Source organism: Streptomyces sp. NPDC048288, assembly GCF_043201555.1.
In the GTDB taxonomy this organism is placed as follows: domain Bacteria; phylum Actinomycetota; class Actinomycetes; order Streptomycetales; family Streptomycetaceae; genus Streptomyces.
Genome location: NZ_JBICZD010000017.1, coordinates 65,062 through 80,440 on the forward strand (window position 1 = coordinate 65,062; position 15,379 = coordinate 80,440).

Annotated in this window: 15 protein-coding genes and 1 tRNA gene; 14 read left to right on the plus strand and 2 right to left on the minus strand. The window is 70.8% G+C overall.

The features are described from left to right. The first annotated feature begins 3 nt into the window (after positions 1-3). The 7 genes from ACGFZS_RS43305 (at position 4) to ACGFZS_RS43335 (ending at position 7,772) form a co-directional block, all read left to right on the plus strand. The gene (locus ACGFZS_RS43305) at positions 4-690 is read left to right on the plus strand and encodes a transglycosylase family protein (RefSeq protein ID WP_393799753.1); all 687 of its coding nucleotides are present in this window, start codon (positions 4-6) and stop codon (positions 688-690) included. Positions 691-1,053: 363 nt separating this feature from the next. Next, positions 1,054-2,340 carry a phosphopyruvate hydratase gene (gene eno, locus ACGFZS_RS43310; RefSeq protein ID WP_359212902.1) on the plus strand — a complete coding sequence of 429 codons (1,287 nt, stop codon included), beginning with the start codon at positions 1,054-1,056 and terminating at the stop codon, positions 2,338-2,340. 107 nt (positions 2,341-2,447) lie between these two features. Beyond that, on the plus strand, positions 2,448-2,924 hold the full coding sequence (locus ACGFZS_RS43315) for a septum formation initiator family protein (protein ID WP_393664580.1): 477 nt from the start codon (positions 2,448-2,450) through the stop codon (positions 2,922-2,924). A gap of 28 nt (positions 2,925-2,952) precedes the next feature. Further along, the gene (locus tag ACGFZS_RS43320; RefSeq protein ID WP_393799754.1) at positions 2,953-3,498 is read left to right on the plus strand and encodes a DUF501 domain-containing protein; all 546 of its coding nucleotides are present in this window, start codon (positions 2,953-2,955) and stop codon (positions 3,496-3,498) included. Continuing rightward, positions 3,495-4,436, plus strand: a complete 942-nt coding sequence (locus ACGFZS_RS43325; protein WP_393799755.1) for an exopolyphosphatase — start codon at positions 3,495-3,497, stop codon at positions 4,434-4,436. The genes ACGFZS_RS43320 and ACGFZS_RS43325 overlap by 4 nt, the downstream gene beginning before the upstream one ends. Positions 4,437-4,877: 441 nt before the next feature. Further along, positions 4,878-6,257, plus strand: coding sequence for an NAD(P)/FAD-dependent oxidoreductase (locus tag ACGFZS_RS43330; RefSeq protein ID WP_393799756.1), 1,380 nt, complete (start codon positions 4,878-4,880; stop codon positions 6,255-6,257). A 228-nt stretch (positions 6,258-6,485) separates the two neighbouring features. Continuing rightward, positions 6,486-7,772 (plus strand): class I SAM-dependent methyltransferase, encoded by a 1,287-nt coding sequence (locus tag ACGFZS_RS43335; RefSeq protein ID WP_393799757.1) that lies wholly within the window; start codon positions 6,486-6,488, stop codon positions 7,770-7,772. Positions 7,773-7,869: 97 nt separating this feature from the next. On the opposite strand, the gene ACGFZS_RS43340 is transcribed toward ACGFZS_RS43335, so the two are convergent. Both ACGFZS_RS43340 and ACGFZS_RS43345 read right to left on the minus strand, forming a co-directional pair. Next, a complete protein-coding gene (locus ACGFZS_RS43340; RefSeq protein ID WP_393799758.1) occupies positions 7,870-10,398 on the minus strand; it encodes an ABC transporter permease in 2,529 nt (842 codons plus the stop codon). After that, positions 10,398-11,171: an ABC transporter ATP-binding protein gene (locus tag ACGFZS_RS43345; RefSeq protein WP_355716271.1), complete on the minus strand. Its 774-nt coding sequence runs from the start codon at positions 11,169-11,171 to the stop codon at positions 10,398-10,400. Before ACGFZS_RS43345 ends, ACGFZS_RS43340 begins: the two co-directional genes overlap by 1 nt. Positions 11,172-11,581: 410 nt before the next feature. Between ACGFZS_RS43345 and ACGFZS_RS43350 the strand changes: the two genes are divergently transcribed. The 7 genes from ACGFZS_RS43350 to ACGFZS_RS43380 all read left to right on the plus strand — a co-directional run bounded on the left by ACGFZS_RS43350 (position 11,582) and on the right by ACGFZS_RS43380 (position 15,379). After that, positions 11,582-11,664: transfer RNA gene (locus ACGFZS_RS43350), tRNA-Leu, on the plus strand. Between the two features lie 260 nt (positions 11,665-11,924). Beyond that, a complete protein-coding gene (locus tag ACGFZS_RS43355; RefSeq protein ID WP_393799759.1) occupies positions 11,925-12,629 on the plus strand; it encodes a hypothetical protein in 705 nt (234 codons plus the stop codon). Further along, positions 12,626-12,934 (plus strand): hypothetical protein, encoded by a 309-nt coding sequence (locus ACGFZS_RS43360; RefSeq protein ID WP_393664555.1) that lies wholly within the window; start codon positions 12,626-12,628, stop codon positions 12,932-12,934. Before ACGFZS_RS43355 ends, ACGFZS_RS43360 begins: the two co-directional genes overlap by 4 nt. A gap of 37 nt (positions 12,935-12,971) precedes the next feature. After that, the gene (locus ACGFZS_RS43365) at positions 12,972-14,129 is read left to right on the plus strand and encodes a hypothetical protein (protein ID WP_393799760.1); all 1,158 of its coding nucleotides are present in this window, start codon (positions 12,972-12,974) and stop codon (positions 14,127-14,129) included. 78 nt (positions 14,130-14,207) lie between these two features. Beyond that, a complete protein-coding gene (locus ACGFZS_RS43370) occupies positions 14,208-14,705 on the plus strand; it encodes a phage baseplate assembly protein V (protein WP_393799761.1) in 498 nt (165 codons plus the stop codon). Next, positions 14,705-15,019, plus strand: a complete 315-nt coding sequence (locus tag ACGFZS_RS43375; RefSeq protein ID WP_393799762.1) for a hypothetical protein — start codon at positions 14,705-14,707, stop codon at positions 15,017-15,019. The genes ACGFZS_RS43370 and ACGFZS_RS43375 overlap by 1 nt, the downstream gene beginning before the upstream one ends. A 3-nt stretch (positions 15,020-15,022) precedes the next feature. Beyond that, the gene (locus ACGFZS_RS43380; protein ID WP_393664548.1) at positions 15,023-15,379 is read left to right on the plus strand and encodes a GPW/gp25 family protein; all 357 of its coding nucleotides are present in this window, start codon (positions 15,023-15,025) and stop codon (positions 15,377-15,379) included.

Below are 15,379 nucleotides of genomic sequence, written 5' to 3' on the forward strand. Positions count from 1 at the left end.
TCCATGCTGTTTTCCGGCAAGGGCAAGCACCGCCGTCCGTCCAAGGCCGTCCGCGCCATCGCCGTCGCCGGGGTCACCGGCGTCGCCGTCGCCGCCCCGCTGATGGCGGCCGGCAGCGCCTCCGCCGCCACCGCCTCCGAGTGGGACACCGTCGCCCAGTGCGAGTCCGGCGGCAACTGGTCCATCAACACCGGCAACGGCTACTACGGCGGCCTGCAGTTCTCCGCCTCGACCTGGGCCGCGTACGGCGGCACCGCCTACGCCGCGCAGGCCAACCAGGCCACCAAGGCGCAGCAGATCACGATCGCCGAGAAGGTCCTCGCCGCGCAGGGCAAGGGCGCCTGGCCGGTCTGCGGCACGGGCCTGTCCAGCGCCGCCTACACGGGCGGCAGCACCGGCTCCTCCAACTCGTCGAGCGGCAGCACCAGCACCAGCACCCGCTCGACCGACACCCAGGCCGCCTCCCGCTCCGCCGAGCGTCCGGCCGCCAAGAAGACCGTCACCACCCCGACCGGCAAGAAGGTCAAGAAGGGCGACGGCGAGTACAAGGTCGTCAAGGGCGACACCCTCAGCTCGATCGCCGAGAAGCACAAGGTCAAGGGCGGCTGGCAGGCGCTGTTCAAGCTGAACAAGGACATCGTCGACGACGCCGACTTCATCTACCCCGGCCAGCAGCTGCACCTGAAGTAGGACACAGGCGGAGCCCCGCAAGAAATACGGGGCGCCCAGCTGAACCACAGCCCTCTCACAACCGTGGTCCTCATAGTGGGGACCACGTGAGGGTCACCCCCGTCCCCCACGGGCCCCCGTCTCGGTGCGTTTTCCCCCGTACGCACCGGGGCGGGGTTTCTCTTTGGCCGGTTCTTCTCCCGTTCTTCATCCGGCCCCCCTTTGTTCCGAGGGTGAACAATAGATACCGTCTGTCCTTGTCCACGGGACGGTCGGTCGACGGCCGACGGCCCCGGGGCGGTTAGGCTCTAGTCGCAAGGCTGAGCAAGGGCCGACAAGGCCCGCGTGCGCCCCGCACAACCAGCGTCACATCCCAAGAAGGAGATGCTCGTGCCGTCCATCGACGTCGTCGTAGCCCGGGAAATCCTGGACTCCCGAGGCAACCCCACGGTCGAGGTCGAGGTCGGCCTCGACGACGGCAGCACGGGTCGTGCCGCCGTTCCGTCCGGCGCCTCCACCGGTGCCTTCGAGGCCATCGAGCTCCGTGACGGCGACCCCAACCGCTACCTGGGCAAGGGCGTCGAGAAGGCCGTCCTCGCCGTGATCGAGCAGATCGGCCCGGAGCTCGTCGGCTACGACGCCACCGAGCAGCGCCTGATCGACCAGGCGATGTTCGACCTGGACGCCACCGACAACAAGGGCTCGCTCGGCGCCAACGCCATCCTCGGCGTCTCCCTCGCCGTCGCGCACGCCGCCTCCGAGGCGTCCGACCTGCCGCTGTTCCGCTACCTCGGTGGCCCGAACGCGCACCTGCTGCCCGTGCCGATGATGAACATCCTCAACGGCGGCTCGCACGCGGACTCCAACGTCGACATCCAGGAGTTCATGATCGCCCCGATCGGCGCGGAGTCCTTCTCCGAGGCGCTGCGCTGGGGTGCCGAGGTCTACCACACCCTCAAGAAGGTCCTGAAGTCGAAGGGTCTGGCCACCGGCCTCGGCGACGAGGGCGGCTTCGCGCCGAACCTCGGCTCCAACCGCGACGCCCTCGACCTCATCCTGGAGGCGATCAAGCAGGCCGGGTACGTCCCCGGTGAGCAGATCGCGCTCGCGCTCGACGTCGCCGCCTCCGAGTTCTACAAGGACGGCAAGTACGAGTTCGAGGGCAAGTCCCGCTCGGCCGCCGAGATGACCGAGTACTACGAGGAGCTCGTGGCGGCCTACCCGCTCGTCTCCATCGAGGACCCGCTGTTCGAGGACGACTGGGCCGGCTGGAAGGTCCTCACCGACAAGCTCGGCGACAAGGTGCAGATCGTCGGCGACGACCTGTTCGTCACCAACCCCGAGCGCCTCGCCCGCGGCATCGAGGAGGGCACCGCCAACGCCCTGCTGGTCAAGGTGAACCAGATCGGTTCGCTCACCGAGACCCTGGACGCCGTCGAGTTGGCCCAGCGCAACGGCTTCAAGTGCATGATGTCGCACCGCTCCGGCGAGACCGAGGACGTCACCATCGCCGACCTCGCCGTCGCCACCAACTGCGGCCAGATCAAGACCGGCGCCCCGGCCCGCTCCGAGCGCGTCGCCAAGTACAACCAGCTGCTGCGCATCGAGGAGATCCTCGACGACGCGGCGGTGTACGCCGGCCGCTCCGCGTTCCCGCGCTTCAAGGGCTGACCCTTACGGAGCTGAGCCTTAGCCAGTCGTACGTACGTCCCCGTACCCGGTCCCGTACCGTGTCCGGGGACGTACGCGCGTATCAGGGTGACCAGGGAGGCGGGGACATGGCCGTGAAGGACCGGGACCGGTTCTCCACCGCGACCAGGCTCAAGCTGCTCGGCGAGCAGACGGCGGCCCGGGTCTACCGCTCCCAGACCCGGCGCCAGGCCCGCCGCTCCCGGCTCACCGGCCGCGCGGCGCTGCTCGCGATCGTGCTCTGCACGATGATCGTCGCGCTCGCCTACCCGATGCGGCAGTACGTCTCCCAGCGCGCCGAGATCGCCGATCTCGAACGCCAGCGGCAGCAGGCCCGGCAGCGGGTCGAGCAACTGCGGGACGTCAAGGCGCGCTGGCAGGACGACGCGTACGCCGAGCAGCAGATCCGGCAGCGGCTGCACTACGTGATGCCGGGCGAGACCGGGTACGTCGTGATCGACCCCGGTACGGCCAAGCAGGCGCACGCCTATCTGGGGGCGGCCGACCGCCCCTGGTACGCGAACGTCTGGGACGGCGTCGACAAGTCCGACGCGTCCGACCAGTGAACCGACAGAAAGCCACGCAGAACCAGTCATGCACACGCCTCCACCCTCCACTCCGCGTACCGAGCCGACCGACGCGGACGTCGAGGCCTTCAAGCAGCAGCTCGGACGGCCGCCGCGCGGACTGCGGGCGATCGCGCACCGGTGCCCGTGCGGGCAGCCGGACGTCGTGGAGACCGCGCCGCGGCTGCCGGACGGGACGCCGTTCCCGACGCTGTACTACCTGACGTGCCCCAAGGCCGCGTCCGCCATCGGCACTCTCGAGGCCAACGGCGTGATGAAGGAGATGACGGCGCGGCTGGAGAGCGACCCCGAGCTGGCCGCCGCCTACCGCGCCGCGCACGAGGACTACATCCGGCGCCGGGACGAGATCGAGGAGCTGACGGGCTTTCCGAGCGCCGGCGGCATGCCGGACCGGGTGAAGTGCCTGCACGTGCTCGTCGCCCACTCGCTGGCCGCCGGGCCCGGCGTGAACCCGCTCGGCGACGAGGCGATCGCGATGCTGCCCCAGTGGTGGGCCAAGGGGGCGTGCGTGACGCAGCCCGGACCGCGGTCGGCCGAGGGGGACGACAAGTGACCCGCGTCGCCGCCATCGATTGCGGTACCAACTCCATCCGGCTGCTCGTCGCCGACGTGCACCCGGAGACCGGTGAACTGGTCGACCTGGACCGCCGTATGACGATCGTGCGGCTCGGGCAGGGCGTCGACCGCACCGGCCGGCTGGCGCCCGAGGCGCTCGCGCGGACCTTCGCGGCCTGCCGGGAGTACGCGGCGGTGATCAAGGAGCACGGCGCGGAGCGGCTGCGGTTCGTGGCCACCTCCGCCTCCCGGGACGCCGAGAACCGCGACGAGTTCGTGCGGGGCGTGCTGGACATCCTGGGCGTGGAGCCCGAGGTCATCACCGGCGACCAGGAGGCCGAGTTCTCCTTCACCGGCGCCACCAGGGAGCTGAGCGGCCGCGAGGACCTCGCCAAGCCGTTCCTCGTCGTGGACATCGGCGGCGGTTCGACGGAGTTCGTGGTCGGCGAGGAGCACGTGCGGGCCGCGCGGTCCGTGGACGTCGGCTGCGTGCGGATGACCGAGCGGCACCTGGTGCACGAGGGGCACGTCAGCGACCCGCCCACCGAGGCCGAGACCGCCGCCGTACGGGCCGACATCGAGCGCGCCCTCGACCTCGCGGAGGAGACCGTACCGCTGCGCGAGGCGCGCACCCTGGTCGGTCTCGCCGGTTCCGTCACCACGCTCTCCGCGATCCACCAGGACCTCCCGGAGTACGACTCCGCCGCCATCCACCACTCCCGCATCCCCTACACCCGGGTCCGCGAGATCACCGACCGGCTGCTCCGCTCGACGCACGCCGAACGCGCGGCGATCCCCTCCATGCACCCCGGCCGCGTCGACGTCATCGCCGCCGGCGCCCTCGTCCTCCAGTCGATCATGGAACGGGTGGACGCCCACGAGGTCGTGGTCAGCGAGCACGACATTCTGGACGGCATCGCCTGGTCCGTCGCCTGACCCGCAGGTCGGCGTGATCCAGCCTCGGATGAGCATGCGAAACGACGGGTGAGCGCCCCGAGCGGCCTGTGACACGCCGTGCCACGACACCCCGCCGGAAAACTTCGTGAAGTTCTTCACAAGGAATTCGGTGCAGGTGAGGGGTCCGGAGGGGTGTCTTGGTCCGTTCGGGGGCTCAACAGGCCCGAGCGGACGCTCAGGAGAGCGTCACGGGGGTGTTCCGGGAGGTGCTCGTGTGGGTGATATCGGGTGTCCTCGTGGTGCCCCCGGAAGCCTGGAGCGGCAGCTCACGCGGCATTGACAACGGGTCGTATCGGAAGTGGGTTCCCGCTGTTGACCATGACCTGTGTCACGTGGGCGGCGGAGTGTAGCACGACCCCTGTGGAAGCTTGTGAAGGGGCGCACGAGCGCCCCCCTCGGGGCGGGTGGATACTCGATGCCATGAGCACCACGGAGCGTCCCAGGATCCTCGTAGTAGGCGGTGGGTACGTAGGCCTGTACGCAGCTCGGCGCATTCTCAAGAAGATGCGCTACGGCGAGGCGACCGTCACGGTCGTCGACCCCCGGTCGTACATGACCTACCAGCCCTTCCTCCCCGAAGCCGCCGCCGGCAGCATCTCCCCTCGGCACGTCGTCGTCCCGCTGCGACGCGTGCTGCCGAAGGCGGAGGTCCTCACCGGCCGGGTCACCACCATCGACCAGGACCGCAAGGTCGCCACGATCGCCCCGCTGGTCGGCGAGGCGTACGAGCTGCCCTTCGACTACCTGGTGATCGCGCTCGGCGCGGTCTCCCGCACCTTCCCGATCCCCGGCCTCGCCGAGCAGGGCATCGGTATGAAGGGCATCGAGGAGTCCATCGGCCTGCGCAACCACGTCCTGGAGCAGTTGGACAAGGCCGACTCCACGACCGACGAGGAGATCCGCCGCAAGGCCCTCACCTTCGTCTTCATCGGCGGTGGCTTCGCGGGCGCGGAGACCATCGGCGAGGTCGAGGACATGGCCCGCGACGCGGCCAAGTACTACAAGAACGTGTCCCGCGAGGACATGCGCTTCGTGCTCGTCGACGCCGCCGACAAGATCCTTCCCGAGGTCGGCCCCAAGCTCGGCCTGTACGGCAAGGAGCACCTGGAGAGCCGCGGTGTGGAGATCTACCTCTCCACCTCGATGGACTCCTGCGTCGGCGGCCACGTGGTGCTGAAGAACGGCCTTGAGGTCGACTCCAACACGATCGTGTGGACGGCGGGTGTGAAGCCGAACCCGGCGCTGGCCCGCTACGGCCTGCCGCTCGGCCCGCGCGGCCACGTGGACACCGCCCCCACCCTCCAGGTGCAGGGCACCGACTACATCTGGGCCGCGGGCGACAACGCCCAGGTGCCGGACGTCGCCGCCCGCAAGGCCGGTGTGGAGAACGCCTGGTGCCCGCCGAACGCGCAGCACGCGCTGCGTCAGGCCAAGGTCCTCGGCGACAACGTGGTCTCCGGTATGCGGGGCTTCCCGCAGAAGGAGTACAGCCACGCCAACAAGGGCGCGGTCGCCGGTCTGGGTCTGCACAAGGGCGTCGCGATGATCGTCCTGGGCAAGACGAAGATCAAGGTCAAGGGCCGTCTGGCCTGGTACATGCACCGTGGCTACCACGGTCTGGCCATGCCGACCTGGAACCGCAAGATCCGCATCTTCGCCGACTGGACGCTCGGCATGTTCCTCAAGCGCGAGGTCGTGTCCCTGGGTGCCATGGAGAACCCCCGCGAGGAGTTCTACGAGGCGGCCAAGCCGGCGCCGGTCGCCGCGCCGAAGGCCGAGGAGAAGGCCAAGGCCTCCTGACCCGGTAGCTGAACCAGCTGAACCACCCGAAGGACCTCCCGCCATCCGTGGTGCGGGAGGTCCTTCGGCGTTCCCGGGCGTTCCCGGGCGTTCCCGGGGGCCCGCACAACTACATGTTCGCTACATCTTTTTTGCCCAGTCGTAACTCCTTTGCGGGACTGCGCTGCCGCCCCCACGGTGTTTACGTGGTAACCGGCATCCGGGATCGATGTCTTGGAGGTGTGCGCCATGGCCGACGCCGCGTCGCGGCTGAGGAGTGTTGCCGAGCAGGTGCTGGGAGCCCCGCTCCCGGTACGGCTGCGGGCCTGGGACGGATCGCAGGCCGGACCGCCGGACGCGCCGACACTCGTCGTGCGCAACCGCCGTGCCCTGCGCCGCATGTTGTTCAAGCCGGGTGAACTGGGCATGGCCCGCGCCTGGGTCTCCGGCGACCTGGACATCGAGGGCGATCTCTACAGCGCCCTGGCCGCGATGTCCGGACTGATCTGGGAGCGCGACGAGGGCGGCCGTACGCTCGCGCAGGCACTGCGCGACCCCGGCGTGCGGGCCGCCGTCCGGGAGCTGCTGAGACTCGCGGGACCGCCCCTCCCGCCGGCCCCGCCCCGCGAGGAGATGCGCAGACACCGCCATCTGCACACCCGCCACAGCGACAAACAGGCCATCAGCCACCACTACGACGTCGGCAACGACTTCTACGAGATCGTCCTCGGCCCGTCGATGGTGTACTCGTGCGCCTACTGGGAGGACGACAGCACCCTGGAGACCGCCCAGCGCGACAAGCTCGAACTCGTCTGCGCGAAGCTCGGTCTGACCCCCGGTCGGCGGCTGCTCGACGTCGGCTGCGGCTGGGGCTCGATGGCGATCCACGCGGCCCGCGATCACGGGGCGAGCGTCGTCGGGGTCACCCTCTCCCAGGAACAGGCCGCGTACGCCCGTAAACGGGTCGCCGACGAGGGTCTGACGGACCGGGTGGAGATCAGGGTCCAGGACTACCGGGACGTCAGGGACGGGCCGTACGACGCGATCTCGTCGATCGGGATGGCCGAGCACGTGGGCGCGGAGCGGTACCTGGAGTACGCGCGGAGCCTGTACGGGCTGCTGAAGCCCGGCGGGCGGCTGCTCAACCACCAGATCGCCCGGCGGCCGCAGCGCGACGAGTCGGCGTACGACGTGGACGACTTCATCGACGCCTACGTCTTCCCGGACGGCGAACTGGCCCCGATCGGCACCACCGTCACCCAGCTGGAGCGGGCCGGGTTCGAGGTGCGGGACGTGGAGTCGATCCGCGAGCACTACGCCCGCACCCTGCGCCGGTGGGTGCTCAACCTGGAGGGCGACTGGGCCCGGGCCATGCGGCTGACCAGCCCGGGGCGGGCCCGCGTCTGGCGGCTGTACATGGCCGCCTCCGCCCTCGCCTTCGAGCACAACCGCATCGGCGTCAACCAGGTGCTGGCCGTCCGGACCCCTGAGTCGGGCGCCTCCGGGCTGCCGCTGCGGACCCGTACCTGGAACTGAGGACGGGAACTGAGGACTGGAACTGAGGGCGCACACGAAAGGGGCCCCACGGCGCGTGTGGGGCCCCTTCGTATATTCGTATATCTGCCGTGCGCCGCTACTCGGACTTGATCGCCGACAGCATGTTCAGCTTCGCCGCGCGCCGGGCCGGCCACAGGGCGGCCAGGACGCCGACCGCGCCGGCCAGCAGGAGGAAGACGGCCATCCGGGTCCAGGGCAGGACCAGTTCGTACGTCGGCATCTTCGCGCCGACCAGCTGACCGGCCGCCCAGCCGAAGAACACGCCCAGGCCGAGGCCCAGCACCCCGCCGAAGAGCGAGATGACCAGGGACTCCAGGCGGACCATCCGCTTGACCGCCTTGCGGTCCAGGCCGATCGCGCGGAGCATGCCGATCTCCTGGGAGCGCTCGAAGACCGACATGGCCAGGGTGTTGATGACCCCGAGGACCGCGACGATCACCGCCATCGCGAGCAGGCCGTAGACCATGTTCAGGATCAGCGTGAACGCCTGCGCGATGGAGTTCGACAGGTCCTGCTTGTCCTGGACCTTGATCGCCGGGTTGGAGCCGAGCGCCTTCTCCAGCCGGTCCTTGGTCGCGCTCGACGCGCCGTCCGCCGTCTTCGCCATGACCTGCATGTCGGCGGGGTCGGTCACGTGCGGGGTGAGGACGGCGTTGTCGATCATGATCCCGTTGATCACCTGGTTGCCCTGGTAGACCGCGGCGACCGTCATCCGCTGCGACTTCCCGTCCTCGTAGTGGACGGTGAAGGTGGAACCGGCCTTCCAGCCGTGCGACGTGGCGGTGTCGTCGTCCACGACGACGTCCGAGCCGCCGACCCTGAAGGAGCCGCTGTCCACCGTGAGGTCGGTCAGCTTGCCGATCGCCGCGCCGTCGACGCCGGTCAGGAACTCGGTCCCGCCGTCGATCCGGGAGGCCGCGTTGCGCAGCGGGCTGGAGGCGGTCACCCCGTCGGTCGCCGCGACCTTCTTCGCCACGTCCGGGGAGAGCGCGTTGCCGTTGGCCATCGAGACCACGTAGTCCGCGCGGATCGCCGAACTCGCCATCTTGTCGATGGACTTCTGCAGGCTGCCCGCCATCACCGTCATACCGGTGATCAGGGTCAGCCCGATCATCAGCGCCGAGGCGGTGGCGGCGGTACGGCGCGGGTTGCGCACCGAGTTCTGCCGCGCGAGCTTCCCGGAGACACCGAAGGCGCGCAGCAGCGGGGCGGCGGCCGCGATCAGCGGGCGGGACAGCAGCGGGGTGAGGACGAAGACGCCGATGATGAGGAGGACGGCGCCCAGGCCCATCGGCGCCTGGCCGTCCGAGCCGCTCATCGTCGTGGCCGCCACGATCACCGTCGCGCCCGCCGCCGAGAACAGCGCGCCGATCGTGTTGCGCAGCACCAGCGACTTGGTGGTCGGGGCCGAGTGCAGCGCGCTCATCGCGGCGACCGGCGGGATCTTCGCGGCACGGCGGCCGGGCAGCCAGGCGGCCAGCATGGTGATGACGACACCGACGGCGAGGGCCGCGGCGACCGTGCCGGGGGTGACGACCAGCGGGCCGTCCGGGACGGTCGCGCCGATCGTGCCCAGCAGCGAACGCAGTCCCGCGCCGATGCCGATACCGGCGACCAGACCGGTCACCCCGGCCACCGCGCCGACCACGAACGCCTCGATCAGCACCGAGCGGGTGACCTGGCGGCGGGAGGCGCCCACCGCCCGCAGCAGCGCGAGTTCCTTGGTGCGCTGGGCGACCAGCATGGTGAAGGTGTTGGCGATGATGAACGTGCCGACGAACAGGGCGATGCCGGCGAAGACCAGCAGGCCCTGGCGGAGCCCGCTCATGCCGTTGGAGATCTGCTCCGCCTGGTCGTCGGCGAGCTTCTGGCCCGTGGTGGTCTCCACGAGCTTCTTCGGAAGGGCCGCGTCCAGCTGGGACTTGAGGGCGGCCTGGCCGGTGCCCGCCTTCGCGGTCACGTCGATCTCGTCGTACGCGCCCTTCTTGCCGAACAGCTGCTGCGCGGTCGCCGTGTCGAACAGGGCGAGGCTGCCGCCGGCCGCGACATTGCCGTCGTCGGTGGTGAAGATGCCGGCGACGGTGGGCGTGAGGACCGGGCCGTCGACCGAGATGCGCACGGTGTCGCCGACCTGGTAGCCGGCCCGCTCGGCGGTCCTTGAGTCGATCAGGACCTCGTTCTTCCCGCTGGGCGCGTGGCCGCTGACGAGCGGGTAGCGGGCGTCCTTGGTGCCCCAGTAGTTGCCGCCCTCGGACTGCCAGCCGTCGCCGATCAGCTTGCCGTCCTTGTCGGCGATGGCGGTGAAGCCGGAGACGACGCCGGTGGCGGAGGCCGCCCCGGGGACCTTCGCGGCCTTGTCGAGCACGGCCTGGGTGAGGTCGGGGATCTTGCCGACCCGGTCGCCCTCGGAGTCCTGGTACTTGGCCTGGACGGCCACGTCGACGCCGTCGAAGCCCTTGGCGGAGCTGTTCTGGTAGGCGTCCGAGATGGTGTTGGTGAAGACCAGGGTGCCGGAGACGAACGCGACGCCGAGCATGACGGCGAGCACGGTCATCAGCAGCCGGGCCTTGTGCGCGAGGACGTTGCGCAGGGCGGTGCGGAACATCAGCTGGTCCGGCCCTTCGCGTCGAACTGCTTCATGAAGTCCAGGACCGTCTCGGCGGTCGGCCGGTACATCTCGTCCACGATCCGGCCGTCCGCGAGGAAGACCACGCGGTCCGCGTAGGCGGCGGCGACCGGGTCGTGGGTCACCATGACCACCGTCTGGCCCAGCTCCCGCACCGAGTTGCGCAGGAAGCCGAGGACCTCGGCGCCGGAGCGGGAGTCGAGGTTGCCGGTCGGCTCGTCACCGAAGATGATCTCCGGCCGGGAGGCGAGGGCGCGGGCCACGGCGACGCGCTGCTGCTGGCCGCCGGAGAGCTGCGCGGGGCGGTGGCGGAGCCGGTCCTTGAGACCGACCATCTGGATCACACTGTCCAGCCACGCCTGGTCCGGCTTGCGCCCCGCGATGTCCATCGGCAGCGTGATGTTCTCCAGGGCGGTCAGCGTCGGCAGCAGGTTGAACGCCTGGAAGATGAACCCGATCTTGTCCCGGCGCAGCTTGGTCAGCTGCCGGTCCTTCAGGGAGCCCAGCTCGGTGTCACCGATGCGGACCGAACCGGAGGAGAAGGTGTCGAGGCCGGCCACGCAGTGCATCAGCGTGGACTTGCCGGAGCCGGACGGCCCCATGATCGCGGTGAACTCGGCCTGCCGGAACTCGACGGTGACCCGGTCCAGGGCGACCACCTGGGTCTCGCCCTGGCCGTAGATCTTCGAGAGGTCCGTGGCACGAGCGGCCACGGAGGTGGTCCGCCGGTCGGCGATGGGTGTGGTGGACACGGAGGGCGCTCCTGTCGGGACGGTGGTGTTCATGGCGACCGCACCATCGTCTCCGCCGTCGCGGCCCGTGTAGTCAGCCGCTGTTCCGGTTCCGGGGGGCGACCGAGGACGGACCGCGGGGGTGCCGCGTCATACCTGGGGATGACGGCGACCCCGAGACCGCGATCCGGAGCCGGTCGCTCCCAGTCGTCGAGAACAGGTGGAGCCCCCTTGTTCGGACGGTGAAATTCCGTCATTCCACGTACGCACGCACCCACCGCGCGTAACGCTATTGGCAAGTGCGGATGGCTCGTTCCGGGTGCTGATGCTCCCTCAGACGTCAATAAAATAAGACAACATCGGGTCGTCCGTCCGCTGTTCGGGGGACGCCTCCCGATAGGGTCGGAGCCTCGTAGCGGAGCCCATGGCCTGCCCGGATGGTGGAATGCAGACACGGCGAGCTTAAACCTCGCTGCCCCTCGCGGGCGTACCGGTTCAAGTCCGGTTCCGGGCACTTACGCTGCCACTGCGGTTCAGCTGCCGATGAGACCGGTCGGTGGCGCACCCCTTCTCCGTCCGCGGATCCGCTACGGCCGCGTGGCTCCGGACGAACCGCACTCGACGGAAGCGGCGATCTCGTACGGCTCCAGTGAACCGGGCACCGCTGCCGGCGCCGGGCCGACGAGGGCGGTGACGGCACTGTGACGTCGGCGTGACGGGGCCGGGTCACCATCGCCGCATGCGTATCCGGGGTGGGAAGTGCGGTGGGTGCCGATGACGGGGGTGACGGATGCCCCGCGAGCCCTGCGGGGCGCGCTGGTCGCGGTGGACGAGAGCAACCCCGTGGCCTCCACGGTGGTGTTCCAGTACAACCCGGAGGAGATGACCCGTCGGCTGCGGGCGCGATCGGCCGCCGGGGCGGACGGCGACGCGTACGGCGGGGCTCGCGACGAGGCGCTGCGGCTGGAGGGCGCGCCGATCGAGACGATCTCGCTCGCCGTGGAACTGGACGCCAACGACCGGGCGGCCGCGGAGGATCCGGCGGCCGCGCTGCTGGGGGTGTATCCGCAGCTCTCGGCTCTGGAGACGATGCTGTACCCGAAGAGCGCGACCGTCCTCGCGAACAACGCGCTCGAACTGCTGGGAACGATCGAGGTGGTGCCGCCGCGGGCGCCGCTGACGCTCTTCGTCTGGGGCCCCGGCCGGGTGCTGCCGGTGCGGCTGAGCGACTTCTCCATCGTGGAGCAGGCCTACGACGCCGATCTGACCCCGCTGCGCGCCCGGGTGGATCTGGAGCTGCGGGTGCTGTCCTACAACGACCTGCCGGTCACCGACCCGGGATATCACCTGTTTCTCGTCCATCAGGTCGCGAAGGAGGCGCTGGCCGTGCTCGGCAGCGTCTCGGTGCCCCTGCGGCTGGGAGCCTCGGCGGCCGGGGCGGCGGCGACCGGCAGCAGCACCGAGGGAGCGGCCCGGTGATCGACCCCACGAGCCGCTACGCCACCACCGAGATCGCGACGGCCCAGGTCCCCGACCCCTCCGGCGGCACCCGCGAGGTGCGCTGTCTGCGCCGCAGGTTCCTGCCGCCGCCCGGCGGCCCGCAGACGCTCGCGCTGCACACCGTGGCCCGCGGCGACCGGCCGGACCTGGTGGCGGCCGCGTACCTCGGCGATCCCACGCTGTTCTGGCGGGTGTGCGACGCCGCCCTCGTCATCCACCCGGACGAGCTCACCGCCGACGACCGGATCGGCGGGACCGTCCGCGTCCCGTTCCCGCAGCCGTGATCCGCGGACGGCGGCCCGCACGAGGGGAGGGCCGGGCATGCTGTCGGGCAGTACGAGGCTGACCCTGCTTCTCGGGCCGTCGGTGCCCGTTCCCGCACCCGCGCAGCTGGTGCGGTGCATCGAGGAGGTCCAGGTGACGTCCTCCGCCGACGCCCGGTCCGGCTTCCAGCTGGTGCTGGGCGCCGGACGGGACCGCGGTGCCGGACTGACCGACTTCCCGCAGCTGGGCGGCGGCTGGCTGCAGGCGTTCCACCGCGTGGTCCTGATCGTCACGACGGACGGCCGGCCGGTGGTCCTGATGGACGGGGTGGTGACGCACCGCGAGCTGATACCGGGCAGGGTCCCGGGCTCGACCCGGCTCACGGTCACCGGCGAGGACGTCAGCGTGATGATGGACCTGGAGGAGAAGTCGGCCGCCTACCCCGCCCAGGACGAGGCAGCCATCGCGGCCCGGCTCATCCTCGGCTACGCCCGGTACGGACTGGTGCCGCAGGTGATCCCGCCGCCGGTGATCGACCCGCCGCTGCCGATCGACCGGATCCCGGTGCAGCAGGGCACCGACCTGGCGTACCTGACGACGATGGCCCGGCGGTTCGGCTACGTCTTCCACATCACCCCGGGTCCGGCGCCGCTGGTCAACACCGCCTACTGGGGGCCTCCCCAGCGCGTCGGACCGCCGGCCCCCGCCCTGTCGGTCGCCGCCGGTCCGGCCGCCAACGTACGGCAGATCACCTTCCGGAGCGACGCGCTGGCCCCGGTCCAGGTCTCCGGATCCGTCCTCGACCCGCTCAGCGACACCGTGCTGCCGGTGCGCGGGGCCGGCAGCGTGCGGCCGCCGCTGGCGACCGAGCCCGACTGGGCGGTGAACCGGTCCCACGTGCGCACGGTCGCCTTCCGCGAGAGCGGACCGAGCGCGGTGCAGGCGGCCGCTCGTGCCCAGGGCACGGCCGAGGCGTCCAACGACGCGCTGGTGGCCACCGGGACCCTGGACACCGCGCGCTACGGGGCGCTGCTCACCGCGGGCGGCCTGGTGGGCGTACGCGGGGCGGGATGGGAGCACGACGGGCTGTACTACGTGCGGCAGGTCACCCACGCCCTCGCCCGCGGCCGGTACACCCAGCAGTTCACGCTGTCCCGCGAGGGCACCGGGAGCACCGTGCCGCTGCTGCCACCGCCGTCCGGGGCGGGGCGGTGAGCCGGTGACCGCGACGATCCGGAAGCGGGCCAGGACCCACGGCGGCAGGACCGCCGGCCGAACGCGGAAAGGTGCGCGATGAAGCCCTTCTACGGCAAGTACCGGGGGAAGGTCACCGGCAACGCCGACCCCAGGCAGCTCGGCCGGGTGCAGGTCGGCTGCCCGGCCGTCCTGGGGGACGGCAACCCGGTCTGGGCGATGCCCTGCGTGCCCTACGCCGGGCCCGGGGTCGGGCTGTTCGCGCTGCCGCCGGTGGGCGCCGACGTGTGGGTGGAGTTCGAGGGCGGCGATCCGGACTACCCGATCTGGGCGGGCTGCTTCTGGAGCACGGGCCGGCTGCCCGTCGCACCGGCGGACGCGCAGAAGAAGGTGTTCCGCACCGACGGGGTGACCGTGACCGTGGACGACGTGTCCGGCTCCGGCGGGCTGACCGTCGTGGTCTCCCCGCCGCTGGTGTCCACGGAGCTGCGGCTGGCCCTGACCGCCGACGCCATCGAGCTGGTCAACGGCATCCGCAGCGTGAAGCTCACCCCGGACCATGTCTCGATCAACGACGGTGCCCTGGAGGTCACCTGATGCCCGGCTTCCTGCTGCACGCCGGTGCCACCGTGAACTGCGCGCACAGCGGCCTGGCGACGTCGACCGGGGTTGACGCCCGCGTCCTGCTCGACAAGTCCACGGTGATCGTCGTCGGCGCGCCGTACACCGTCACCGGCTGCTCGAACACCGTGCCGTGCATCAGCGGGAGGTGGACCAGCGGCGCGATCCGGGTGCGGGTCGGCGGCCTGGCGGTGGTGCTCTCCGTGCCCGACAGCCAGTCGGAGTGCGTGCCCACCAGCACCCCGCTGAGGGCGCAGGCGGGCGCCCAGACCCGAGTGCGGGGGGTGTGACCCGTGCACATCGGCTTCCCCTTCCGCGTCGACCACCGCGGCCGCACCGTGAGCCCCGACGACGAGGAGTACGTCCGCGGGCTGATCGAGCAGGTGCTGTTCACCGCGCCCGGCGAGCGCGTCAACCGGCCGGACTTCGGCAGCGGCCTGCGCCAGCTGCTGTTCCAGCCCGCCTCCGGGGAACTGGCCACGGCCACCCGGGCGCTGGTGCAGGCGGCGCTGCAGCAGTGGCTGGGAGCCGAGATCCAGGTGCAGGCCGTCGACGTCGTCGCCGACGACGCCACCGTCCGGGTCACCGTGCAGTACCGCACCCGCAGCGCGCCCGCCCCCGTCACCGCCGTCATCAGCCGGGCGGTCTGA